Raw genomic sequence first — 22,678 nt, 5'->3', positions numbered from 1 at the left:
CCGCCGCGGAGCGGCGGGGCGGTTGCCGCCTGGGAGGGTGTGCGCAGCCCGGCGCGGCGGGGTCCGCCCTGTGCCCACCCGTCCCGCCCTCTGGGCGGCCCAGCTGCCCACAGGGCGGACGGGCGGCGGCGGCTCAGCTGCCCACAGGGCGGACGGGTGGACGACGGCCTTACAGGCCGTACTTCGCGCGGGCCTCCTTGACCGCGGCCGCAGGCACCTCGCCGCGAGCCGCAAGGCGGGCGAGGGCGGCCACGACGATGGACTCGGCGTCGACGCCGAAGTGGCGGCGGGCCGCGTCCCGGGTGTCGGAGAGGCCGAAGCCGTCCGCGCCGAGCGAGGAGTAGTCCTGCTCGACCCACTGGGCGATCTGGTCGGGGACCTGGCGCATGTAGTCGGAGACGGCCAGGACGGGACCCTGGGCGCCGTCGAGGGCGGCACGCACGAAGGGCGTGCGCTCCTCGCCGCGCAGCACCGCCGCGTCCGCCTCCAGGGCGTCCCGGCGCAGCTCGGTCCAGGAGGTCGCGGACCACACGTCGGCGGCGACCCCCCACTCCTCGGCGAGCAGCCGCTGCGCCTTGAGCACCCAGTGGATGGCCGTACCCGAGCCGAGGAGCTGGATCCGCGCGGCGTTGGCGGCGGGCGAGAGACCCGCGGACTCGGCCGTGTTGAAGCGGTACAGGCCCTTCACGATGCCCTCGTCCACACCCGCGGGCTTCGCGGGCTGCGGCATCGGCTCGTTGTAGACGGTCAGGTAGTAGAAGACGTCCTGGTCCTCACCGGGAGCGGCCTCGCCGTACATCCGGCGCAGACCCTCCTTGACGATCGCGGCGATCTCGTACGCGAACGCGGGGTCGTAGGACAGCGCGGCCGGGTTCGTCGCGGCGATCATCGGCGAGTGGCCGTCGGCGTGCTGAAGGCCCTCACCGGTGAGCGTGGTGCGGCCCGCGGTGGCGCCGATGAGGAAGCCGCGGCCGAGCTGGTCGCCGAGCTGCCACATCTGGTCGGCGGTGCGCTGCCAGCCGAACATCGAGTAGAAGATGTACAGGGGGATCATGGGCTCGCCGTGCGTCGCGTACGACGACGAGGCGGCGATGAAGTCCGCCATCGAACCGGCCTCGGTGATGCCCTCGTTGAGGATCTGGCCGTTCTTGGCTTCCTTGTAGTACATCAGCTGGTCGCGGTCGACCGGCTCGTACGTCTGCCCCTTGGGGGAGTAGATGCCGAGCGAGGGGAAGAGCGACTCCATGCCGAAGGTGCGGGCCTCGTCCGGGACGATCGGGACCCAGCGCTTGCCGGTCTCCTTGTCGCGTACGAGGTCCTTGAGCAGCCGTACGAGCGCCATGGTGCTCGCGACCTTCTGCGAGCCCGAGCCCTTGTCGAAGGAGGCGAAGGCCTTGTCGGCGGCGGACGGCAGCGGCGCGGCGGCGTGCGTGCGACGGGCCGGGGCCGGACCGCCGAGGGCGGCACGGCGCTCCTGGAGGTAGCGGACCTCGGGGGAGTCGGCGCCCGGGTGGCCGTAGGGCACCACGTCGTCGACGAACTGGGAGTCGGAGATCGGCAGGTCGAGCAGGTCCCGCATGTTCTTGAACTCGTCCGTCGTCAGCTTCTTCATCTGGTGGTTCGCGTTCTTCGACGCGAAGCCCTCACCGAGGGTGAAGCCCTTGACGGTCTGCGCCAGGATTACGGTCGGCGCGCCCTTGTGGGCCAGGGCCGCCTTGTACGCCGCGTACACCTTGCGCGGCTCGTGGCCACCGCGGGAGAGGTGGAAACACTCGAGGATCTTGTCGTCGCTCAGCAGCTTCGCCATCTCGACGAGCGCCGGGTCCTTGCCGAAGAAGTCCTCGCGGATGTAGGCGGCGTCCCGCGTCTGATACGTCTGCACCTGCGCGTCCGGCACCTCGCGGATGCGGCGGACCAGGGCGCCGGTGGTGTCGAGCTGGAACAGTTCGTCCCAGGCGTTGCCCCACAGGGACTTGATCACGTTCCAGCCGGCGCCGCGGAACTGGGCCTCCAGCTCCTGCACGATCTTGAAGTTGGCGCGCACCGGACCGTCGAGGCGCTGCAGGTTGCAGTTGATGACGAAGGTCAGGTTGTCCAGGCCCTCACGGGCGGCGAGCGCGAGTGCCGCCGTCGACTCGGGCTCGTCCATCTCGCCGTCGCCGAGGAACGCCCACACGTGCGAGGACGAGACGTCCTTGATGGAGCGGTTGGTGAGGTACCGGTTGAAGCGGGCCTGGTAGATCGCCGACAGCGGGCCGAGGCCCATGGAGACGGTCGGGAACTCCCACAGCCAGGGCAGCCGGCGCGGGTGCGGATAGGAGGGCAGGCCGTTGCCGCCGGACTCCTGGCGGAAGTTGTCGAGCTGCGTCTCGTTCAGCCGGCCGTCGAGGAAGGCGCGGGCGTAGATGCCGGGCGAGGCGTGGCCCTGGATGTACAGCTGGTCGCCGGAGCCATCGCCTTCCTTGCCGTGGAAGAAGTGGTTGAAGCCCGTCTCGTACAGCCAGGCCGCCGAGGCGAAGGTGGCGATGTGGCCGCCGACGCCGTGCTTGGCGCCGCGGGTGACCATCGCGGCCGCGTTCCAGCGGTTCCACGCGGTGATCCGGGACTCCATCGCCTCGTCGCCGTCGATGACCGGCTCGGCGGCGGTGGGGATGGTGTTGACGTAGTCCGTCTCAAGAAGCTTGGGCAGCGCCAGGCCCGCGCCCTCGGCGCGCTCCAGCGTGCGGCGCATCAGGTACGCGGCACGGTGCGGCCCGGCCGCCTTGGTCACGGCGTCCAGGGAGGCCTGCCATTCGGCGGTCTCCTCCGGGTCGCGGTCCGGGAGCTGGTCGAGCTCGCTCGGCTGGATGCGGGAGGGGTCGGTCATTACGCCGCCTTCCTGAGTCGGAGGGGGTGCCCATGCCTGTGTCGGGCGGGGGTCCCTTAACGGAAAGGGTCGGGGGTGCCCTTGGTCTTTGGCAGGACAGGGCGTAGGGCCCGGGTGCGCAGTCGTTTGTGCGGCTCCGCGGCGGGCCCATCGAAGACTGTAAGCCCGCGATCGATGATCGATCAAAGCTTTGAAGGGAAAACTTCCTCGAAACGACAAAAGTGGGCACAGAGTGCCGTACTCAAGGGCACGCAGTGCCGGTCAGGGGCGCGGCGCGCAGCCGAGGACGTGTGCCTTGACCAGCTCCGCGATCGCGGGGTCGCGCTGCCGGAACGCCGACACCAGGGCCTCGTGCTCCTCCGCGTACGACTGCTGGACCGTGCCGAGCCAGCGGATGGACAGCGCGGTGAAGACCTCGATGCCGAGCCCCTCCCAGGTGTGCAGGAGCACGGAGTTGTGCGCGGCCCGCACCAGTTCCCGGTGGAAGCCCACGGTGTGCCGCACCTGGCCGGTACCGTCCGACGCCCGGTCGGCCTCGTACAGGGCCGCCACATGGGGTTCGAGGGCCGAGCAGTCCTCGGCGAGGCGGTCCGCCGCGAGCTCCGCGGCGATGGCCTCGAGACCGGCCCGTACCGGATAGCTCTCCTCCAGGTCGGCGGCGGTCAGGTTGCGCACCCGGACGCCCTTGTTGGGGGCGGACTCGATCAGGCGCAGCGACTCCAGCTCCCGCAGCGCCTCGCGCACCGGGGTCTGGGAGACCTCGAGCTCGACGGCGATCCTGCGCTCCACGATCCGCTCGCCCGGTTTCCAGCGACCGCTCACGATGCCTTCCACGATGTGCTCGCGAATCTGTTCGCGCAGCGAGTGAACGACGGGCGCGGTCATGGGGGCTCCTCCGGCGGTCGGAAGCGTGGCGCTTGGGGCCTCGGTGGGGGGCGACGGGCGGGCAACCCTTGAACAATACGGCCAATACACGGCCGCGCCCCCGTCCGGAGGACTCCGGACGGGGGCGTACTCGCTGATGAGACGAGTGTTACAGCCGAAAGTGAGGCGCTTACAGGCCGAGTTCGACCTCGAACTCGCCGGCCTCCAGGATGGCCTTGACCGTCGTCAGGTAGCGGGCGGCGTCCGCGCCGTCCACCAGACGGTGGTCGTAGGACAGCGTCACGTACGTCATGTCCCGCACCGCGATGGTCTCACCGAGATCGGGGTGGTTGATGACGACCGGGCGCTTGACGGTGGCACCGATGCCGAGGATGCCGACCTGGTTCGGCGGCACGATGATCGTGTCGAACAGGGCGCCGCGCGAACCGGTGTTGGAGATGGTGAACGTCGCACCGGACAGCTCGTCCGGCGTGATCTTGCTGGCCCGGACCTTGTTGGCCAGGTCGGCGGTCGCCTTGGCGATACCGGCCAGGTTCAGGTCACCGGCGCCCTTGATGACCGGCGTCATCAGACCCTTCTCGGAGTCCACGGCGATGCCGATGTTCTCCGAGTCGAAGTACGTGATGGTGCCCTCGTCCTCGTTGATGCGGGCGTTGACGACCGGGTGGGCCTTCAGCGCCTGCGCCGCCGCCTTGACGAAGAACGGCATCGGGGACAGCTTGACGCCCTCACGGGCGGCGAAGGAGTCCTTGGCCGCGGCGCGCAGCTTCATGAGCTTCGTGATGTCGACCTCGACCACGCTGGAGAGCTGGGCCTGGCCGTGCAGCGCCTTCATCATGTTGTCGCCGATGACCTTGCGCATGCGGGTCATCTTGACGGTCTGGCCGCGCAGCGGGGACGCCTCGATGACCGGCGCCTTCGACGCGGACGCCGGGGCGGCGGCAGCGGCCGGGGCGGCGGCCGGAGCCGGGGCCTTGGCGGCCTCGGCGGCGGCGAGCACGTCCTGCTTGCGGATGCGGCCGCCGACGCCGGTGCCCTTGACCGAGCCCAGGTCGACGCCGTTCTCCGAGGCGAGCTTGCGCACCAGCGGGGTGACGTAGGCGCCGTCGTCCGCCGGGGTCGCCGGGGCCGCGGGAGCGGCGGGCTCGGCCGGAGCGGCCGGCTGCGCCGGAGCCGCGGGCTGCGCCGGGGCCGGAGCGGCCTGGGCGGGCTGCGCGGGAGCGGCGGGCTCGGCGGCGGGGGCCGCGGGCTGCGCCGGGGCCTCCTCCTTCGCCGGAGCCGGGGCGGGAGCCTCCTCCTTCGCCTCCTCCTTCGCCGGGGCCGGAGCCTCGGCGGGAGCGGCCGGAGCGGCGGCGGGGGCCGCGCCCGGGGCACCGATGACGGCGAGCTTGGCGCCGACCTCGGCGGTCTCGTCCTCACCGACGACGATCTCCAGGAGAACACCGGCGGTGGGCGAGGGGATCTCGGTGTCGACCTTGTCCGTGGAGACCTCGAGCAGCGGCTCGTCGGCCTCGACGGAGTCGCCGACCTCCTTCAGCCAGCGGGTGACGGTGCCCTCGGTGACGGACTCGCCGAGCGCGGGCAGCGTGACCTCGGTGCCCTCGGCGGAACCGCCGGAGGCGGCCGGGGCCTCGGCCTGCGGGGCGGCCTGCTGAGGGGCCTCCTCCTGCGCCGGGGCCGGGGCCTCCTCCTGCGCGGGAGCGGCCGGGGCCTCTTCCTGCGCCGGAGCGGCGGAGCCGCCCGCGTCGCCGGAGCCGTCGTCGATGACGGCCAGCTCGGCGCCGACCTCGACGGTCTCGTCCTCGGCGACCTTGATGGAGGCGAGCACACCGGCGGCGGGGGAGGGGATCTCGGTGTCGACCTTGTCGGTCGAGACCTCGAGCAGCGGCTCGTCGGCCTCGACGCGCTCGCCCTCGGCCTTCAGCCAGCGGGTGACAGTGCCTTCAGTGACGCTCTCGCCGAGCGCCGGAAGGGTTACGGAAACCGACATGGTTTCTGTTGCTCCTTAACTACGTACGTATGTGGTCGTCGCGCCCGTGGGACTGAAGGCTCAGTCGTGGGAGTGCAGCGGCTTGCCGGCGAGGGCGAGGTGGGCCTCGCCGAGCGCCTCGTTCTGCGTCGGGTGGGCGTGGATGAGCTGGGCGACCTCGGCGGGCAGCGCTTCCCAGTTGTAGACCAGCTGGGCCTCGCCGACCTGCTCACCCATGCGGTCGCCGACCATGTGGACGCCGACCACGGCACCGTCCTTGACCTGGACGAGCTTGATCTCGCCCGCGGTCTTGAGGATCTTGCTCTTGCCGTTGCCCGCGAGGTTGTACTTCAGAGCGACGACCTTGTCCGCACCGTAGATCTCCTTGGCCTTGGCCTCGGTGATGCCCACGGAGGCGACCTCGGGGTGGCAGTACGTCACCCGGGGCACGCCGTCGTAGTCGATCGGGACGGTCTTGAGACCGGCCAGACGCTCCGCCACCAGGATGCCCTCGGCGAAGCCGACGTGCGCGAGCTGGAGCGTCGGGACGAGGTCACCGACGGCGGAGATCGTCTCCACGTTCGTGCGCATGTACTCGTCGACCAGGACGTAGCCGCGGTCCGTCGCGACGCCCTGCTCCTCGTACCCGAGGCCCTGGGAGACCGGGCCGCGGCCGATGGCGACGAGGAGCACCTCGGCCTCGAAGGTCTTGCCGTCGGCGAGGGTGACGCGCACGCCGTTCTCGGTGTACTCGGCCTTGTCGAAGAAGGTGCCGAGGTTGAACTTGATGCCGCGCTTGCGGAAGGCGCGCTCAAGGAGCTTGGAGCTGTTCTCGTCCTCGGCCGGCACCAGGTGCTTGAGGCCCTCGACGACCGTCACGTCGGTGCCGAAGGACTTCCAGGCGGAGGCGAACTCGACGCCGATGACGCCGCCGCCGAGGATGATCGCGGACTCCGGCACCCGGTCCAGGACCAGCGCGTGGTCGGAGGAGATGACGCGGTTGCCGTCGATCTCCAGGCCCGGCAGGGACTTCGGCACGGAGCCGGTCGCGAGGAGGATGTGACGGCCCTGGATCCGCTGGCCGTTCACGTCCACGGAGGTCGGGGAGGACAGCCGGCCCTCACCCTCGATGTAGGTGACCTTGCGGGAGGCGACCAGGCCCTGGAGGCCCTTGTACAGGCCGGCGATCACGTCGTCCTTGTACTTGTGGACGCCCTTGATGTCGATGCCCTCGAAGGTGGCCTTGACACCGAACTGGTCGGCCTCGCGTGCCTGGTCGGCGATCTCGCCGGCGTGCAGCAGGGCCTTCGTGGGGATGCAGCCGTTGTGCAGGCAGGTGCCGCCGAGCTTGTTCTTCTCGATCAGTGCGACGTCGAGACCCAGCTGCGAGGCGCGCAGGGCCGCGGCGTAACCGCCGCTACCGCCGCCGAGGATCACTAGGTCGAAAACGGTGCTGGCGTCGTTCGCCACGTCACGTCCTCCATGCATGTGCGCCGTGCGCCGGACCCCTCTTACCGGGGACGACCGGTCGGTCGGCTGGTATACGGCCGCTCTTCTTCGGCCCTTTGGTGGGGGCCCTGTCCTGCCGAGAACCCATCTTCGCACTTGTCGGCGACAGGCGGGACGCCGGGCCGGTCCCGGAGCCGTCCGATCGTCCGGTGCGGCGGGCAACCTCGCGTACGAACGTACGGATTTCATCCACAGCGAACAGCGGCCTTCGTCGCGCCGTGGGCGGCATCACATCCGCACCCGGGGTACGGCCCGGTCCCGCGCACGGGTACGGCCCCGGACCCGAGGGCGTCCGGGGCCGTACCCGTGCGCGGCGCGGCCGGCGTCGGCCGGGTCAGCCGAGGTCGCCGGCGGCGGTGCGCTCGGCGAGGCGCACCAGGGTGCGGACCGCGGAGCCCGTGCCGCCCTTCGGGGTGTAGCCGAAGGGGGCGGCCTCGTTGTAGGCCGGGCCCGCGATGTCCAGGTGGGCCCAGCTGATGCCCTCGCCCACGAACTCCTTCAGGAACAGACCGGCGACCAGGCCGCCGCCCATGCGCTCGCCCATGTTGGCGATGTCGGCGGTGGGGGAGTCCATGCCCTTGCGCAGGTGCTCCGGCAGCGGCATCGGCCAGGACGGCTCGCCGACCTCCTCGGCGATCTCGTGCAGCGAGGTGCGGAAGGCGTCGTCGTTGGCCATGATGCCGAAGGTCCGGCCGCCGAGCGCCACCATCATGGCGCCGGTGAGGGTGGCCACGTCGACGATCGCGTCGGGCTTGTCCTCGGAGGCCTTGGTGATGGCGTCGGCCAGGACCAGACGGCCCTCGGCGTCGGTGTTGAGCACCTCGACGGTCTTGCCGCTGTACATCCGAAGGACGTCGCCGGGGCGGGTCGCCGAGCCCGACGGCATGTTCTCGGCGAGCGCGAGCCAGCCGGTGACGTTGACGTCGAGGCCGAGGCGGGCGGCGGTGATCACGGCCGCGAACACGGCGGCGGCACCGGCCATGTCGCACTTCATGGTCTCGTTGTGACCGGCCGGCTTCAGCGAGATGCCGCCCGAGTCGTACGTGATGCCCTTGCCGACGAAGGCCAGGTGCTTCTTGGCCTTGCCGGCCGAGTACGAGAGCTTCACCAGGCGCGGCGGGGCCTCGGAGCCCACGCCGACACCGAGGATGCCGCCGTAGCCGCCCTTGGCGAGGGCCTTCTCGTCCAGGACCTGGATCTTGACGCCGTGCTCCTTGGCGGCGGCCGTGGCGACCGCGGCGAAGGCCTCCGGGTTCAGGTCGTTCGGGGGCGTGTTGATGAGGTCGCGGGCGCGGTTGAGCTCCTCGGCGAGGGCGACAGCGCGCTCGGCGGCGGCCTTGTGGGCCTTGTCGCGCGGCTTGGCGCCGAGCAGGGCGACCTCGGCGAGCGGCGCCTTGGGGCCCTTGCTGTCCTTGGCGCCCCTGCCCTTGGCGGCGGTGTCGTCGCCCGCCTTGTAGGCGTCGAAGGAGTACGCGCCGAGGAGCGCGCCCTCCGCGATCGCGCCCGTGCCGGCGGCGTCCTCGACCGGCAGCGCGAACGCGGCCTTCTTGCTGCCCGCGAGGGCGCGCGCGGCGGCACCGGCGGCGCGGCGCAGCGCCTCGGCGTCGTACCCGGAGTCCTTCTCGGGGACCGCGCCGAGGCCGACTGCCAGGACGAGCGGCGCCTTGAATCCGGACGGCGCGGGCAGCTTCGTCACCTCGCCCTCGGCACCGGTGGCGCCGAGGGTGTCGAGGACGGAGGCGAGCTTGCCGTCGTACGCCTTGTCCACGGACTCGGCGCCTGCGGCCACCACGGGCCCCTTGGCGCCTTTCGCGACACCGACGACGATCGCGTCGGCGCGCAGGCCGGACGCGGCGGCGGTGCTGAGAGTCAGAGCAGTCACGGTGCTGAGGTCCCTCTTTCGTGGAGTTCCACTGAGTTATGGAGTTCTGTCGAGCTCTAACGAGATCTGTTGAGCTCTAGTGAGATCCAAGCGATCTCATGGGCTTTGGGGTAGTAAGCCCGTCGCGAGCCTACGCCTGTAAGCATTGCGGTGTGCATCACTGTGCGTGTTGGCCGAGGGAGAGCACAAGGAGGGCCGTGGTCGCGGCGGTCTCGGCGAGGCCGCCGAAGACGTCTCCGGTCACCCCGCCGAAGCGTCGCAGGCAGTGGCGCAGGAGGAGTTCGGCGACGGCGCAGCCGAGCACCACGGCGGCGGCGCCGCGGACCGCTCCGTAGGGCCCGTCCGGGGCGCCCGCGGCGGCCGCCGCGGTCGTGGCGACGGCGAGGACGGCCGCGGCGGCGGGCCCCGGCACGGTCCCCGCGACGGCGGCGCCGAGACCTTCGGGGCGGGCCGCGGGGACGTTTCTGCGGGCCGCGAGGGTGAGCGCGAGGCGCGCCGTCACGGCGGCCACGACCGTGCCGGCGGCGCCGTGCAGCCAGCTCTTGTCGTAGAGCCCGGCGAGCGCGGCCACCTGGGCGAGCAGCACGAGGACCAGGGTGATGACACCGAACGGGCCGATGTCGGACTGCTTCATGACGCGCAGCGCGTCGTCGGCGGGCTTGCCGCTGCCGAGGCCGTCGGCGGTGTCGGCGAGGCCGTCCAGATGCAGGCCCCGGGTGGCCGCCGCCGGCACCGCGACGGCGGCGACGGCCGCGAGCAGCGGACCCGCGCCGAGCACGGTCAGGGCCGAGCCCGCGGCGGCGGCGCCGACGCCCACGGCCAGGCCCGCGAGCGGGGCGCACAGCATGCCGGTGCGGGCGGCGTCGCGGTCCCACCGGTGGACGCGGACGGGGATCACGGTGAGCGTCCCGAAGGCGAACCGGAGGCCGTCGGCGGGGGTGGGTCTGGGCACCCGGTGAGGCTACCCGCCGCGTGCGGCCCGGCCGGGGCCGCCGGTGCCGCCGGGGTCTCCCGGGTGCCGCGCCCGTCGCGCCGGGCGCGGCCGGGCGGAGCCGTCCGGCCTGCGGAACCCGGGCCCCGACCGGAGGATGGGCTGAGGGACGGCTCCGGAGGACGGGCGCATGGACGGCTGGTGGTACCGGAACATCGTGGAGCCCGGGAAGCTGCCGCTGCTGCTCGCCCTGGTCGCGTTCGTGGGCTGCTTCGTGGTCACCCGGACCATCACCCGGCTCATCCGGGCGGGCCGGGGCCCCTTCCGGAACATCACCACGGGTGACGTGCACATCCACCACGTCGTACCGGGCATCTTCCTGATGCTTGTGGGCGGCTTCTGGGCGGTGGCGGCGGGGCGGCACAGCCTCGGGTCGATGTGCGCGGCCGTCCTCTTCGGCCTGGGCGCGGGCCTGGTCCTCGACGAGTTCGCGCTGATCCTGCACCTGGACGACGTCTACTGGAGCGAGCAGGGCCGCAAGAGCGTCGAGGTCGTGGTCCTCACGGCCGCCCTGGTGGTGCTCGTCCTCACCGGCTTCAGCCCGCTCGGCGTCAACGAACTCACCGCCGACGAGCGGCACGACCGGGTCGCGTTCGCCCTGAACATCACCCTCAACTGCGGCTTCGCCCTGATCGCGCTGGCCAAGGGCAAGCTGCGCCTGGCCCTGATCGGGATGGTGGTGCCGTTCGTGGCGCTGGTCGGCGCGGTCCGGCTCGCCCGCCCCGGCTCGGCGTGGGCCCGCAGGTTCTACCGCCGCCGCCCCCGCGCGCGGGCCCGCGCGGGGCTGCGCGCCTTCCGCCACGACCGCCGCTGGTCGGGCCCGCGGCGCCGGCTTCAGGACCTGATCGGCGGCAAGCCGGACCCGGCCGGGCCGCTCCCGCCCCGGCGGCGGTGACGCAGCAGCGCCGACACCGCGCACAGCAGCAGGACCCCGCCGATCGCGGCCAGGTGCTCCTTGCCCGCGAGGTTGTCCTTGAAGATCACCTCGACGACCATCAGGACGACCACGAGGACCCCGGTGGCGTACGCCCGGTAGCGCCAGCACACGTACACCGCGAGCCCCACCACCGCCGCCGAGGGACCGGTGTCGACCACGGTCGCGTCGGACGCGGGCAGGCCGAAGAAGTTGTCGTACCCGAGAGCGATGCCCACGCGCGCGTACAGCGTGCCCGCGAGCGTCGCCACGTACCCGATGACGAGCGTGCGCCACCAGCCGAGACAGATCTCCGCGATGCCGAGGACCACCAGGATCTGTGCGAGCGCGCCCCACACCGGCAGGTCGAGGGCCGGGACGAAGAGCGAGAGGGGGGTGCGGAGCAGGGCGAGCCACAGCGGGTCCTCGGCCCGTACGCAGCCGATGTTCTGCACGAACCGATAGCCCCAGGACTGGTTCTGCACGTACTGGAACGCCGCCGTCAGGCAGACGGCCGCCAGCGTCAGCGGGATCGCGCGCAGATGCCGGGCCGCGAGGCCGTCGCGCACGGTGGAGAACAGCGGCTCCCACTCGGCGCGCGCCAGCCGGGACAGGGTGCTCATCGTCGGGACTCCAGATGTGTGCGGTGCAGCCACTTCGGCAGCCCCGGTGCTTCGAGGAACCCTTCGGCGCGCGCCGACGCGATGGCGATGCGCGGCAGGTCGCCGCTCTTCTCGAAGAGCAGGAAGCGGGGTTCCCAGATGGGCCGGTACTTGGCGTTGGCGCGGTACAGCGACTCGATCTGCCACCAGCGCGAGAAGAAGCTGAGCAGCGAGCGCCACAGCCGAAGGACCGGGCCCGCGCCGAGCCGCGAGCCACGCTCGAAGACCGACCTGAACATCGCGAAGTTCAGTGACACCTGCGTGATCTGGATCTCGGCGGCGCGCTGGAGCAGCTCGATGACCATGAACTCCATCAGGCCGTTCTCGGCGTCCCGGTCGCGCCGCATGAGGTCGAGGGAGAGGCCGTGCGGCCCCCACGGCACGAACGAGAGCACCGCCCGCAGCGCCCCGTCGCCGTCCCGGCACTCCAGCATCACGCACTCGCCGTCCGCCGGGTCGCCGAGCCGCCCGAGCGCCATGGAGAAGCCGCGCTCGGTGGCGCCGTCGCGCCAGTCGTCGGCGCGATCGAGGAGGTGGGCCATCTCCTCGGCGGGGATGTCGTGGTGGCGGCGGATGCGGACCTCGTATCCGGCGCGCTTCACCCGGTTGTAGGCCTGCCGGACGGTCCGCATGGCGCGCCCCTCCAGGGTGAACTCCGCGATCTCGACGATCGCCTCGTCACCGAGTTCCAGGGCGTCGAGGCCGTGCCGGGCGTAGACGGTGCCCGCCTCCTCGCTCGCGCCCATCACGGCCGGGGTCCAGCCGTGCTCGCGGGCCTCGGCGAGCCAGGGCTCGATGGCGCCGGGCCAGGCCTCCGGGTCGCCGATGGGGTCGCCGGACGCCAGCGAGACACCGCCGACGACGCGGTAGGCGATCGCCGACTTGCCGGTCGGCGACCACACCACGCTCTTCTCGCGGCGCAGACAGAAGTATCCGAGGGAGTCCCGCTCGCCGTGGCGCCCGAGCAGGGCGCGCAGCCGCGCCTCGTCGTCCTCCGACAGCGGGTCGACCGCCCGGCGGGAGCGGAAGGCGGCGTACAGGACGGCGCAGAGCAGCACCGTGCTCAGGACGTTGACGGTGACGTTGACCCAGCCGGGCGTCGCGATCCCGGCGAACCGGGAGTCGTCGGCGGCCAGGGAGACCAGGCGCATGGTGCCGTAGCGCCAGCGGTCGAGGAACGTGGAGCGGTACTCGTCGTGGGCGCGGTTGGTGACGGACACCAGGAGCGCCGCGAGCAGCGACGTCACGAGCAGCCCGCCGACCGCGACGGCCGCGGCGAGCCTCGGGTTGGAGCGGTCGCCCTTGGCGTAGAACTCGCGGCGGCCGACGAGCAGCGCGCCGACGAACAGCGCGGTGAGGCCCAGCGAGATCCAGTTCTGCGCGTACTGCCTGATCTCCGGGAAGCACATCGCGAAGGCGAACAGGAGCAGGAACAGGCCGCTCAGGACGACGTTGAGGATCCAGGCCGCCCGCTTCCTGCGCCGCATGGTGATCGCCAGGAACATCGTGAAGACACCGGAGGCGAAGCCCGCGGTGAGCAGGTACGGGGTGAAGTAGTCCGCCGTGTTGTGGCGGCGCAGGTCCTGGCCGAGGGAGACCCACACCGCACTGAGGAAGTTCACGAACGTGACGGCGCGCAGATACCACACCGCCACGGCCGCCCCGCGCCGCGAGGCCGCCGTGGACGCCCGGACCTGCTCTTCCCCTGTCCTGATGTCTCCCATGAAACGGGATCTTATGGGGCGTTGTGGTGTGATATGCGGTTCTGCAGCCCGGCGCCGCTCCGCCCGCCGGAGCCGAGGCCCGCGCCGCTCGCCGTCCGCCTGCTTCGCCCGCTCCCGCCGGGCCGGGCGCCGTCCTTACTCGCCGTCCTCCCGGGCGGTGGACGGCTCCGACGGCTCGGCGGGGGACGGTTCGGCGGCGGGCATCTCGGCGGACAGCGCGGCGGCGGCCCGCACCAGCGGTACGGCGAGGAGCGCCCCGACGCCCTCGCCGACCTTCACCCCGTGGGTGAGCAGCGGTTCGAGCGCCATCCGGTCGAGCGCCTTGGCCTGCGCGGGCTCCCCGCTGTCGTGCCCCGCGAGCCACCAGTCCGGCGCCCGGAAGGCCACCCGCTGCGCCACGAGGGCCGCCGCGGCCGACACCACACCGTCGAGGATCACCGGCGTCCGCCGCACCGCGCACTGGAGCAGGAACCCGGTCATCGCCGCCAGGTCGGCCCCGCCCACCGCGGCGAGGAGCTGCATCTGGTCGCCGAGCATGGGGCGCGCCCGCCGCAGCGAGTCCCGGACGGCCGCGCACTTGCGCATCCACGCCAGGTCGTCGATCGGCGCGCCGCCGCGCCCGGTGACGACGGAGGCGTCGGTGCCGCACAGCGCCGCGATCAGGGTCGCCGCCGGTGTCGTGCCGCCGACGCTGACGTCGCCGAGCACAACCAGGTCCGTGCCGGCGTCGGCCTCCTCGTCGGCGAGGGCGATACCGGCCCGCACCGCCTGCTCGGCCTCCTCCTGCGTCAGGGCGTCCTCGATGTCGATGCGCCCGGAGCCGCGCCGCACCCGGTGCCCCGCGACCTCGGCGGGCAGGGCGTCCTCGGCGCAGTCGAGGGCCATGTCGACGACCCGTACGGGCACGTCGAGGCGGCGCGCGAGCACCGCCGCGGGGCTCTCGCCCGCCAGCACGGCGCGGACGAGATCGGCCGCGCCGCCCGCCGCCCGCGCGGACACACCGAGTTCGGCCACCCCGTGATCGCCCGCGAACAGCACGGCACGCGGCCGTTCGATCGGCTTGACCGGCACCTCGGACTGCGCGGCCGACAGCCATTCGGCGAGATCGTCGAGGCGGCCGAGCGCGCCGGGATGCACGTCCTGGCGCTCCCTGCGCTCGTCGGCGTCCCGGCGTACCCCGCCGTCGGGCCGCTCGATCAGATCGGTGAAGTCGTCGAGAATCAGCGAGCTCATTCGGCGAACAGTACCGGCGGGGCGTGTCCTGCGCGCGTACGGGCCCATGCCCTCCGGCCACGGGGGCCCGGCGCGGGAATCGCCGGGACACGCGCCTTTCCGTAAGTGCCCCTTTCTTTCAGGTACGTTCCGAATGTCCCGCATGTATCGCATGGTCGTACCGCGGCATGCGGGAGTACGCGACGGACTTCGGGAGTACGCGATGGACCTCGCCCAGCAGACCGCCGAACGCCGCCCCGCCTGCCTCGCCCGCCTCGCCGAGGGCACCGCGCCCTTCCACGAACCGCGCCGCGACGACTGCCCCTGGTGCGGCTCCCACCGCCTGCGGGTACGGGTCCGCACCCCCGACCTGGTCCAGGGCAAGCCGGGCCACTTCACCCTCGCCCGGTGCGCGGACTGCGCCCACACCTTCCAGAACCCCGGCCTCAGCCCCGAGGGCCTGGAGTTCTACCGCCTCGGGTCCGGCCGACAGGACCTCGGCCACCGGGACTTCTGGCGCCAGGACCTCTGCCACGGGGTCGGGGGTGCCGCGGCCGCGATCCTGACCAGGGCCTGGACGAGCCGGCGACGGCAGCTCGCCGGTGTGCGCGCGCTGAGCCGGTTCGGGGAGCCCGAGAGCTGGCTGGACGTGGGCACGGGGCGGGCCCGCTTTCCCGCGGCCGCCAAGGAACTCCTGCCGTACACGGCCTTCGACGGGCTCGACGGCGACCGCGGCCTCGCCGAGGCGGTGCGGCGCGGCCGTATCGAGGAGGCCCACCGCGGCCGCCTCACCGACCTTGCCGGGCGCCTCGCCGGACGCTACGACGTCCTCAGCATGATCCACTACCTCCAGCGCCGCCCCGATCCACGCGCCGAACTGCGGGCGGCGAGGACCGTCCTGCGCCCCGGTGGGCATCTGCTGATCGAGGCACCGGACCCGCAGAGCCGCTCCGCCCGGCTGCTCGGCAAGTGGTGGGCGTCCTACCGCCAGCCGCGCCACCCGCACTTCGTGCCGCTCGCCAACCTCTGCCGGGAACTGGACGAACTCGGCTTCACCGTCGTCGGCGTGGACCGGCGCTCCCCGCACGTGCCGTCCGACCTCACCACGGCCTGCGCGCTGCTCCTCAACCGGCTGCTGCCCGATCCTGACGTCCCCTGGCACCCCCGGCCCCCGGCCGCGCCGCTCCTGCGCCTGCGCCGCGCGGCCTGGTGGGCGGCCATCCCGCTGCTCGCCCTGGCCCAGGCGGCGGACGTGCTCCTCGCCCCGCTGCTCACCCGGACCGGCTTCGGCAACGCGTACCGCGTGATCGCGCGCAAGGAGCCGGAGGGCTGAGCGCGGGCGGCCCGGTGCGGAGGCCGGGGGCCCGGGTGCTCCCGGGTGGCCCGGTGCCCGGGAGTTCGCTCGGGTCAGGGGCGCAGCGGCAGGGCCTGGCCCGCGACCACCAGGAGGACGTGTTCGCACTCGGCGGCGAACGCCGCGTTGAGGCGGCCGAGTTCGTCGCGGTAGCGGCGGCCCGACGCGGTCGCGGGCACGATGCCCGAGCCGACCTCGTTGGAGACCGCGACCACGGTGCGCCGGGTGCCGCGCACGGCGTCCGTCAGCTCCGCGACCCGCTTGCGCAGCGACCGTTCCCCGCCGCCCGCCCACTCCGTGTCGTCCCAGGCGTTCACGTCGTCCATCGCCTGCGTCAGCCACAGCGACAGACAGTCCACGAGCAGCGGCGGCCCCGGCTCCGCGAGCAGCGGCACCAGGTCGCAGGTCTCCGTGGTCCGCCAGGACCCGGGCCGCCGCTCCCGGTGCGCCCGCACCCGCTCCGCCCACTCACCGTCGCCGCCGCGGGTGCCGCCGGTGGCCACGTAGAGCACGTCGGGGAAGGCCTCCAGGCGCCGCTCCGCCTCCACGGACTTGCCGGACCTGGCACCGCCCAGGACCAGGGTGCGGCGCGGCAGGTCCGGTACGTCCTCGTAGGCGCCGACGGTCAGGGTGCTGCCGTCCGGCACGGCCCGCGCCCCGGCAGCCGCGAGCCGCCGCGCGAGCTCGCGGCCGCCCGGCGCCCCGTGCCCGATGTGGACGGCCACCACGTCCGTCGTCGGCGCCACGGCACCGGCCGCGCGCAGCCGGGCGAGCCCGTCGGGGCGCCCCACGACGTCGGCGACGACCATCTCGTACGCGCTCTGGTCCGCGGGGAAACCGGCGGGCGCGGTGCCCGGCGGCAGGTACAGGAGCCGGTCGCCGTCGGGTCCCGTCACCTCGTAGCCGGTCCCCGGCGCGTCCGCCGCGACCGCCCGCACCCGGTGGCCGGTCAGGAGCGCGAGCTCCCGCCCGTCGGGCACCCGGCCCGGCTGCGGAAGCCCGACGGGCACCTCCACGGCGGGCCCGTCGTGCGGATGCGAGAGCAGCACCTGGCGCACCCCCGCCAGGGAGTGCCCCGCGCGGGCGGCGGCGAACGCCGCGCCGGGCGTCAGGTCCAGCAGCAGGACGCCGTCGACGAGGAGCGCCGTCGCGGCCCGCGCCGCGTCGCCGAGCGCGGTCGCGCACACGGCGCAGGGACAGCCGGGGGACGGCAGCCCCTCGGGGGCTCCGGTGCCGAGCAGAGTCAGTTCCACAGGAAGATCCTCCCGCGTCGCCCCGCGCGCCGCGCGCCCGGATAGGCTTCGAGCGGCTCCGGCTTCCGCTCCGGGCGGCTGCCGGGACACCCACAGGACCTCGGGAGGCTGACATGGCGGCATGGACGTGGCGGTTCGAGAAGGCGGACGGGACGGAGGTCCAGCCTGCCGTGCGGCCCGAGGAGTTCACCACTCAGGGCGACGCGGAGACCTGGCTCGGGGAGCACTGGAAGGAACTCGCCGAGGGCGGGGCGGAGCAGGTTTCCCTCTTCGAGGACACCAGTGAGGTCTACGGGCCCATGGGCCTTGGGGAGGACAGCGCGGCCTAGCCCCCCCGGGGGTGGGGGTTTCCCACCCACCCACCCGTTACTGGCGGTCTCGGCGCACCGGGCGTTACTGGGGGGTTCTCGGTGCACCGGGACACCCCCCGGGACACCCCCAGTAACGGGGTCCCGGTGCACCGAGAACCCCGTAGCTGCCGGCCTCGCCCCCGTCAAGGCCTCCGAGAGGCAGGTGAGGGTGGTGCGCCGGGTGTCGCCCAGGCGAGTGAGGGCGCCGGGGAGCCTCGGCCCCCGGCCTCGGTGTCTCAGTCCCTGCCGCCGCAGAGGTGCAGCAGCGTCGCCACCCGCCGGTAGGGCTCCGTGCGCCCGGCCCGCTCCTCGGCGGCGAGCAGCGCCTCCAGGCCGGGCCCCGGCTCCGGGACGTCGACGGCCTCCGAGAAGAGCCGCACCCCGTACCAGGACACCAACGGCGCCGCGATACCCGCCAGGGCCTGCCCGACCGCGTCCAGACGGTGCGCCCGCACCTCGGTCCCGGCGGCGTCCCGGTAGGTGTCGGCGCCGAACGAGGCGAGCGCGCCCGCCCAGTCCCCGCGCAGTCCGGGACGCATGGCCAGGGCGTCCGCGTTCCGCACCACCAGGGACAGCAGCCCGCCGGGGGCCAGCATCCGGCCGAGCCCGGCGAGCAGCGCGTCGGGCTCCTCGACGTGCATCAGCACGCCGTGGCACAGCACGACGTCGAAGCTCCCGGGCAGGAAGTGCACGCCGGTGTCACGGCCGTCGCCCTCGACGATCCGCATCCGGGAGCGGATGCCCTCGGGCTCGGCGGCCACCGCGGCACGCACCGCGGAAAGGCCGTCCGGGTCGCGCTCGACGCCCGTCACGTCGTGCCCGGCACGGGCCAGACGCAGTGCCTGCGCCCCGCGCCCCATGCCCACGTCGAGCACCTTCAGGCGCCGGCCGAGGGGGAACCGGGCCACGATCCGCTCGTCGAGCTGTCGGCCGACCAGCTCCTGCTGTACGGCCTCGCGCGCTCCAGGGCGCACGCCCCGGTCCTCGCTCAGGGCCGCGCTCCGCGCTTGGCCTGCGGCTTCGGCATCCGCAGCCGGCGCATCTGGAGGCTGCGCATCAGGGCGTAGGCGACGGCGCCCTTCCTGCTCTCGTTCGGGAACCGCTCGCTCAGGCGCTTCTTCAGGCGGAAGACCGTGGAGATCGAGTCGACCACGATCAGGACGATCACGAAGAGCCACAGGAGCAGCGCGATGTTCTGCAGCTGCGGGACGCGGACCATGCTCAGCACGAGGATGAGCACGGCCATCGGCAGGAAGAACTCGGCGACGTTGAACCGCGAGTCGACGAAGTCACGGGCGAACTTGCGCACCGGGCCCTTGTCCCGCGCGGGCAGATACCGCTCGTCGCCGCTGGCCAGCGCCTCACGCTGCTTCGCGAGGGCGACGCGGCGCTCCTCGCGCTGCCGCTTCACGGCCTCCTTGCGCGACGTCGGCGCGTTCATCACGCTGCGGCGCTGGGACTGGGCCATGGCGCGCTTGGGGGTGGGGCGGCCCTTGGGGGCCTGCGGGTCACGGGTCTGCGCGGACTCAGATGTGGTCACCGGGGCCTTGGCTGCCGGGGCCTTCTCGTCCTTGGATCGGCTACGGAACACAAGAGCCAAGGGTACGGGGTTCCGGAGGCTCGACCGCCGTCGCGCCGGGAACGATCCCACAACACCGCGCGTCTTGAATAGGTGACCAAAGGGGTGATGCGGGCAGTTTCCCAGGGACGCACCTACTCCCTGCGCCGGAGAGGCGTACGAAGCAGTCGTCCTTGGGGATGAGCGCATCCGCTCGCGAACAGTGCGGTAATGGATACAGACCCCGTACCGTGGGTTCTGTTGCAGTGGCTGGAGCCGGGAAGTCCGTCAGAAGGGGGCGCGCGAAGCCCATGAGCGGTGTCATGAAGCGTATGGGGATGATCTTCCGCGCGAAGGCGAACAAGGCCCTTGACCGGGCCGAGGACCCGCGCGAAACCCTCGATTACTCGTACCAGAAGCAGCTGGAGCTGCTACAGAAGGTGCGCCGCGGCGTCGCCGACGTGGCGACCTCGCGCAAGCGTCTCGAACTGCAGCTCAACCAGCTCCAGAAGCAGTCCTCCACTCTTGAGGACCAGGGCCGCAAGGCGCTCGCCCTCGGCCGCGAGGACCTGGCCCGCGAGGCGCTGTCCCGCAGGGCCGCCCTCCAGCAGCAGGTCAGCGACCTGGAGGTGCAGCACCAGACGCTTCAGGGCGAGGAGGAGAAGCTCACCCTCGCGGCCCAGCGCCTCCAGGCCAAGGTGGACGCCTTCCGCACGAAGAAGGAGACCATCAAGGCCACGTACACCGCCGCCGAGGCCCAGACCCGGATCGGCGAGGCCTTCTCCGGCATCTCCGAGGAGATGGGCGACGTCGGCATGGCGATCCAGCGCGCCGAGGACAAGACCGCGACGCTCCAGGCCCGCGCCGGCGCCATCGACGAACTCCTCGCCTCCGGCGCCCTCGACGACTCCTCCGGGCTGCACAAGGACGACATCCAGTCCGAGCTCGACCGGCTCTCCGGCGGCACGGACGTGGAGCTGGAGCTGCAGCGCATGAAGGCCGAGCTGGCGGGCGGCTCCAGCTCGTCGCAGCAGGCCATCGAGGGCGGTCAGGGCAGTCGCGGCCAGCAGGGCCGGCCGCAGGACACCCCGCGCTTCGACAAGCAGTGACGGGTAGCGTCGACGCGTGGCGTCCGTCGCCGCACGGCGCCACGGCCGAACCGCTCACGTCCTAGGAGGGCGTCATGATCGTACGGATCATGGGGGAGGGGCAGGTGAAGCTGGCCGACAGCCACTTCACCGAACTGAACAAGCTGGACGACGAACTGCTCGAAGAGATGGAGAGCGGTGACGAGCCCGGCTTCCGCCGCACCCTGCACGCGCTCCTCGACAAGGTGCGCGAGCTCGGCGAACCACTGCCCGACGACGCCCTGGAACCCTCGGAGCTGATCCTTCCCGCGCCGGACGCATCCCTCGATGAGGTGCGCTCGATGCTCTCCGACGACGGCCTCATCCCCGGCTAGCCCCGCCCCGCACACCCGGTCGACGGGCCCGTGCCCGCGCCGCCCCGCGGCGGCGCGTGTCAACGGGCCGCGTCAACCCTTGTCCAGGGACACCCCGTTTCCGTTCCGCCCGCCGGTGGGGCCCCGTACCGTCTAGTACGTGACCAACTTTGAACGGTGCCGCGGCTGGGCCAGAACGCACCCGTTGGCCGTCGACGCGATCCTTGCTGCCGCCGCCCTCGTCTGCATGGTCATCGGCTCCTTCGCCGAGCCGTACGGGGAGAAGGGCTCCACCTGGAACGTGCACGCGCCCGGCGGCCTGAGCCTCACCCTGATGGCCTGCGGCGCCGCCGCCCTCGTCTTCCGCCGCCGGGCCCCGTGGACCGTCCTCGCGGCCACGTCCGGCTTCTCCATCGTGGAGCTGGTGACCACGGGGCCCCGCGCCCCGGTCGTCATGTGCGCGGTCATCGCCCTGTACACGGTCGCGGCCACCACCAACCGGCCCACCACCTGGCGCATCGGCCTGATAACCATGACGGGCCTGACCGGCATCGCCATGCTGGCGGGACCGCTGCCCTGGTACGCGCAGGAGAACCTCGCCATCTTCGCCTGGACCGGCATGGCCGCCGCCGCGGGCGACGCCGTCCGCAGCCGCCGCGCCTTCGTGGACGCCATCCGGGAGCGGGCCGAACGCGCGGAGCGCACCCGCGAGGAGGAGGCGGGCCGCCGGGTCGCCGAGGAGCGGCTGCGCATCGCCCGTGATCTGCACGACGTGGTCGCGCACCACATCGCCCTGGTCAACGTACAGGCCGGAGTCGCCGCGCACGTCATGGACAAGCGGCCCGACCAGGCCAAGGAGGCGCTCGCCCACGTCCGCGACGCCAGCCGCTCCGCGCTCGGCGAGCTGCGCGCCACCGTCGGCCTGCTGCGGCAGAGCGGCGACCCGGAGGCACCCACCGAGCCCGCACCGGGGCTCGGCCGCCTCGACGACCTCGTCGACACCTTCCGGCACGCGGGCCTGCCCGTGGACGTGGCCCGCGGCGACGCGGGGCCGACGCCCCCGGCCGCCGTCGACCTGGCCGCGTTCCGCATCATCCAGGAGGCCCTCACCAATGTGCAGAAGCACGCGGGTGAGCACGCCAAGGCGGAGGTCAGCGTCGTGCGCGTGGGCCCGAACCTGGAGATCACCGTCCTGGACGACGGCGCGGGGCACGAGCCGGGGGACCCGGGGGCCGGTGAGGAGGCGGACCGCGGCGGCGGCCACGGACTCCTCGGCATGCGCGAGCGCGTGAGCGCCCTCGGCGGCCGGTGCAGCGCGGGGCCCCGGTACGGCGGCGGCTTCCGCGTCCATGCGATCCTGCCGGTCACGACCGCGAAGCAGGAGGACCGTGGGCACGCCCCGGTCAAGGGAGGGACGACCGCGTGACGATCCGGGTGCTGCTCGCCGACGACCAGGCGCTGCTGCGCAGCGCGTTCAAGGTCCTCGTCGACTCCGAACCCGACATGGAGGTCGTCGGGGAGGCCTCCGACGGGGCGCAGGCGGTGCGGCTCGCCAAGGCCGAGTCCGCCGACGTCGTCCTGATGGACATCCGCATGCCCGGCACCGACGGCCTCGCGGCCACCCGGATGATCAGCGACGACCCGGCCATGTCCCACGTACGCGTGGTGATGCTGACCACCTTCGAGGTCGACGAGTACGTGGTGCAGTCGCTGCGGGCCGGGGCGTCCGGCTTCCTCGGCAAGGGCGCCGAGCCGGACGAGCTGCTCGGCGCGATCCGGATCGCCGCGGCGGGCGAGGCGCTGCTCTCGCCGACGGCCACGAAGGGCCTCATCGCCCGGTTCCTCGCGCAGGGCGACGGCGGCGACGCGGACTCCCCCGCCCGCAGCGAGCGCCTCGGCGCCCTCACCGGGCGCGAGCGGGAGGTCCTGGTCCAGGTCGCGGGCGGCCACTCCAACGACGAGATCGCCGAACGCCTCGAAGTCAGCCCGCTCACCGTGAAGACCCATGTGAACCGGGCCATGGCCAAGCTCGGCGCCCGCGACCGCGCCCAACTGGTCGTCATCGCCTACGAGTCGGGTCTGGTGCGGCCGCGGGGCGACTGAGCGACG

At 72.9% G+C, this 22,678-nt stretch carries 19 protein-coding genes; 7 read left to right on the top strand and 12 right to left on the bottom strand.

The genetic code is table 11. From position 1 onward, the window contains the following. Positions 1–169: 169 nt before the first annotated feature. From aceE to GPA10_RS31380, 6 genes are all read right to left on the bottom strand, one after another. Positions 170–2,866 carry a pyruvate dehydrogenase (acetyl-transferring), homodimeric type gene (gene aceE, locus GPA10_RS31405; RefSeq protein WP_157168406.1) on the bottom strand — a complete coding sequence of 899 codons (2,697 nt, stop codon included), beginning with the start codon at positions 2,864–2,866 and terminating at the stop codon, positions 170–172. Positions 2,867–3,127: 261 nt separating this feature from the next. Continuing rightward, a complete protein-coding gene (locus GPA10_RS31400) occupies positions 3,128–3,751 on the bottom strand; it encodes a GntR family transcriptional regulator (RefSeq protein ID WP_058850449.1) in 624 nt (207 codons plus the stop codon). Positions 3,752–3,920: 169 nt separating this feature from the next. Further along, positions 3,921–5,741, bottom strand: coding sequence for a 2-oxoglutarate dehydrogenase, E2 component, dihydrolipoamide succinyltransferase (gene sucB, locus GPA10_RS31395; protein ID WP_157168405.1), 1,821 nt, complete (start codon positions 5,739–5,741; stop codon positions 3,921–3,923). A 60-nt stretch (positions 5,742–5,801) separates the two neighbouring features. Then, a complete protein-coding gene (gene lpdA, locus GPA10_RS31390; protein WP_343041535.1) occupies positions 5,802–7,190 on the bottom strand; it encodes a dihydrolipoyl dehydrogenase in 1,389 nt (462 codons plus the stop codon). Between the two features lie 373 nt (positions 7,191–7,563). After that, positions 7,564–9,111 (bottom strand): leucyl aminopeptidase, encoded by a 1,548-nt coding sequence (locus tag GPA10_RS31385; RefSeq protein WP_343041534.1) that lies wholly within the window; start codon positions 9,109–9,111, stop codon positions 7,564–7,566. 157 nt (positions 9,112–9,268) lie between these two features. Then, complete coding sequence (locus GPA10_RS31380) at positions 9,269–10,063, bottom strand: adenosylcobinamide-GDP ribazoletransferase (RefSeq protein WP_058850453.1); 795 nt, start codon at positions 10,061–10,063, stop codon at positions 9,269–9,271. 169 nt (positions 10,064–10,232) lie between these two features. Here GPA10_RS31380 and GPA10_RS31375 point away from each other — a divergent pair, with 169 nt between their 5' ends. After that, positions 10,233–10,997, top strand: a complete 765-nt coding sequence (locus GPA10_RS31375; RefSeq protein WP_157168403.1) for a hypothetical protein — start codon at positions 10,233–10,235, stop codon at positions 10,995–10,997. Here GPA10_RS31375 and GPA10_RS31370 read toward each other — a convergent pair. The 3 genes from GPA10_RS31370 to cobT form a co-directional block, all read right to left on the bottom strand. Continuing rightward, on the bottom strand, positions 10,937–11,638 hold the full coding sequence (locus tag GPA10_RS31370) for a hypothetical protein (protein WP_157168402.1): 702 nt from the start codon (positions 11,636–11,638) through the stop codon (positions 10,937–10,939). The genes GPA10_RS31375 and GPA10_RS31370 overlap by 61 nt on opposite strands. Continuing rightward, entirely contained in the window at positions 11,635–13,401 is a 1,767-nt protein-coding gene (locus tag GPA10_RS31365; RefSeq protein WP_157168401.1) for a phosphatidylglycerol lysyltransferase domain-containing protein, read from the bottom strand. Before GPA10_RS31365 ends, GPA10_RS31370 begins: the two co-directional genes overlap by 4 nt. A 135-nt stretch (positions 13,402–13,536) precedes the next feature. Further along, positions 13,537–14,634 (bottom strand): nicotinate-nucleotide--dimethylbenzimidazole phosphoribosyltransferase, encoded by a 1,098-nt coding sequence (cobT, locus tag GPA10_RS31360; protein ID WP_157168400.1) that lies wholly within the window; start codon positions 14,632–14,634, stop codon positions 13,537–13,539. Between the two features lie 202 nt (positions 14,635–14,836). On the opposite strand from cobT, the gene GPA10_RS31355 reads away from it, so the two are divergent. Beyond that, the gene (locus GPA10_RS31355) at positions 14,837–15,946 is read left to right on the top strand and encodes a class I SAM-dependent methyltransferase (protein WP_157168449.1); all 1,110 of its coding nucleotides are present in this window, start codon (positions 14,837–14,839) and stop codon (positions 15,944–15,946) included. A 74-nt stretch (positions 15,947–16,020) separates the two neighbouring features. Here GPA10_RS31355 and GPA10_RS31350 read toward each other — a convergent pair whose 3' ends face one another. Further along, positions 16,021–17,220, bottom strand: a complete 1,200-nt coding sequence (locus GPA10_RS31350; RefSeq protein ID WP_343041532.1) for a bifunctional adenosylcobinamide kinase/adenosylcobinamide-phosphate guanylyltransferase — start codon at positions 17,218–17,220, stop codon at positions 16,021–16,023. A 113-nt stretch (positions 17,221–17,333) separates the two neighbouring features. Here GPA10_RS31350 and GPA10_RS31345 point away from each other — a divergent pair, with 113 nt between their 5' ends. Continuing rightward, a complete protein-coding gene (locus GPA10_RS31345) occupies positions 17,334–17,549 on the top strand; it encodes a hypothetical protein (protein ID WP_157168398.1) in 216 nt (71 codons plus the stop codon). A 257-nt stretch (positions 17,550–17,806) separates the two neighbouring features. Here the strand turns inward: GPA10_RS31345 and GPA10_RS31340 are convergent, their stop codons facing one another. Together GPA10_RS31340 and GPA10_RS31335 are read right to left on the bottom strand one after the other, a co-directional pair. Continuing rightward, positions 17,807–18,562: a class I SAM-dependent methyltransferase gene (locus GPA10_RS31340; RefSeq protein ID WP_425505848.1), complete on the bottom strand. Its 756-nt coding sequence runs from the start codon at positions 18,560–18,562 to the stop codon at positions 17,807–17,809. Further along, positions 18,559–19,161, bottom strand: a complete 603-nt coding sequence (locus GPA10_RS31335; RefSeq protein ID WP_058850461.1) for a DUF3043 domain-containing protein — start codon at positions 19,159–19,161, stop codon at positions 18,559–18,561. The genes GPA10_RS31340 and GPA10_RS31335 overlap by 4 nt, the downstream gene beginning before the upstream one ends. Positions 19,162–19,439: 278 nt before the next feature. On the opposite strand from GPA10_RS31335, the gene GPA10_RS31330 reads away from it, so the two are divergent. The 4 genes from GPA10_RS31330 (at position 19,440) to GPA10_RS31315 (ending at position 22,672) form a co-directional block, all read left to right on the top strand. Further along, positions 19,440–20,237 carry a PspA/IM30 family protein gene (locus GPA10_RS31330; protein ID WP_079086743.1) on the top strand — a complete coding sequence of 266 codons (798 nt, stop codon included), beginning with the start codon at positions 19,440–19,442 and terminating at the stop codon, positions 20,235–20,237. Between the two features lie 74 nt (positions 20,238–20,311). Next, complete coding sequence (gene pspAA / locus GPA10_RS31325) at positions 20,312–20,590, top strand: PspA-associated protein PspAA (RefSeq protein WP_058850463.1); 279 nt, start codon at positions 20,312–20,314, stop codon at positions 20,588–20,590. A 139-nt stretch (positions 20,591–20,729) separates the two neighbouring features. After that, on the top strand, positions 20,730–21,995 hold the full coding sequence (locus tag GPA10_RS31320) for a sensor histidine kinase (RefSeq protein ID WP_058850464.1): 1,266 nt from the start codon (positions 20,730–20,732) through the stop codon (positions 21,993–21,995). Then, a complete protein-coding gene (locus tag GPA10_RS31315; RefSeq protein WP_343041531.1) occupies positions 21,992–22,672 on the top strand; it encodes a response regulator in 681 nt (226 codons plus the stop codon). The genes GPA10_RS31320 and GPA10_RS31315 overlap by 4 nt, the downstream gene beginning before the upstream one ends. Positions 22,673–22,678: the final 6 nt, after the last annotated feature.

Source organism: Streptomyces typhae, from assembly GCF_009755605.1.
In the GTDB taxonomy this organism is placed as follows: Bacteria; Actinomycetota; Actinomycetes; order Streptomycetales; family Streptomycetaceae; genus Streptomyces; species Streptomyces typhae.
This window is presented reverse-complemented; position numbering and strand designations above follow the sequence as displayed.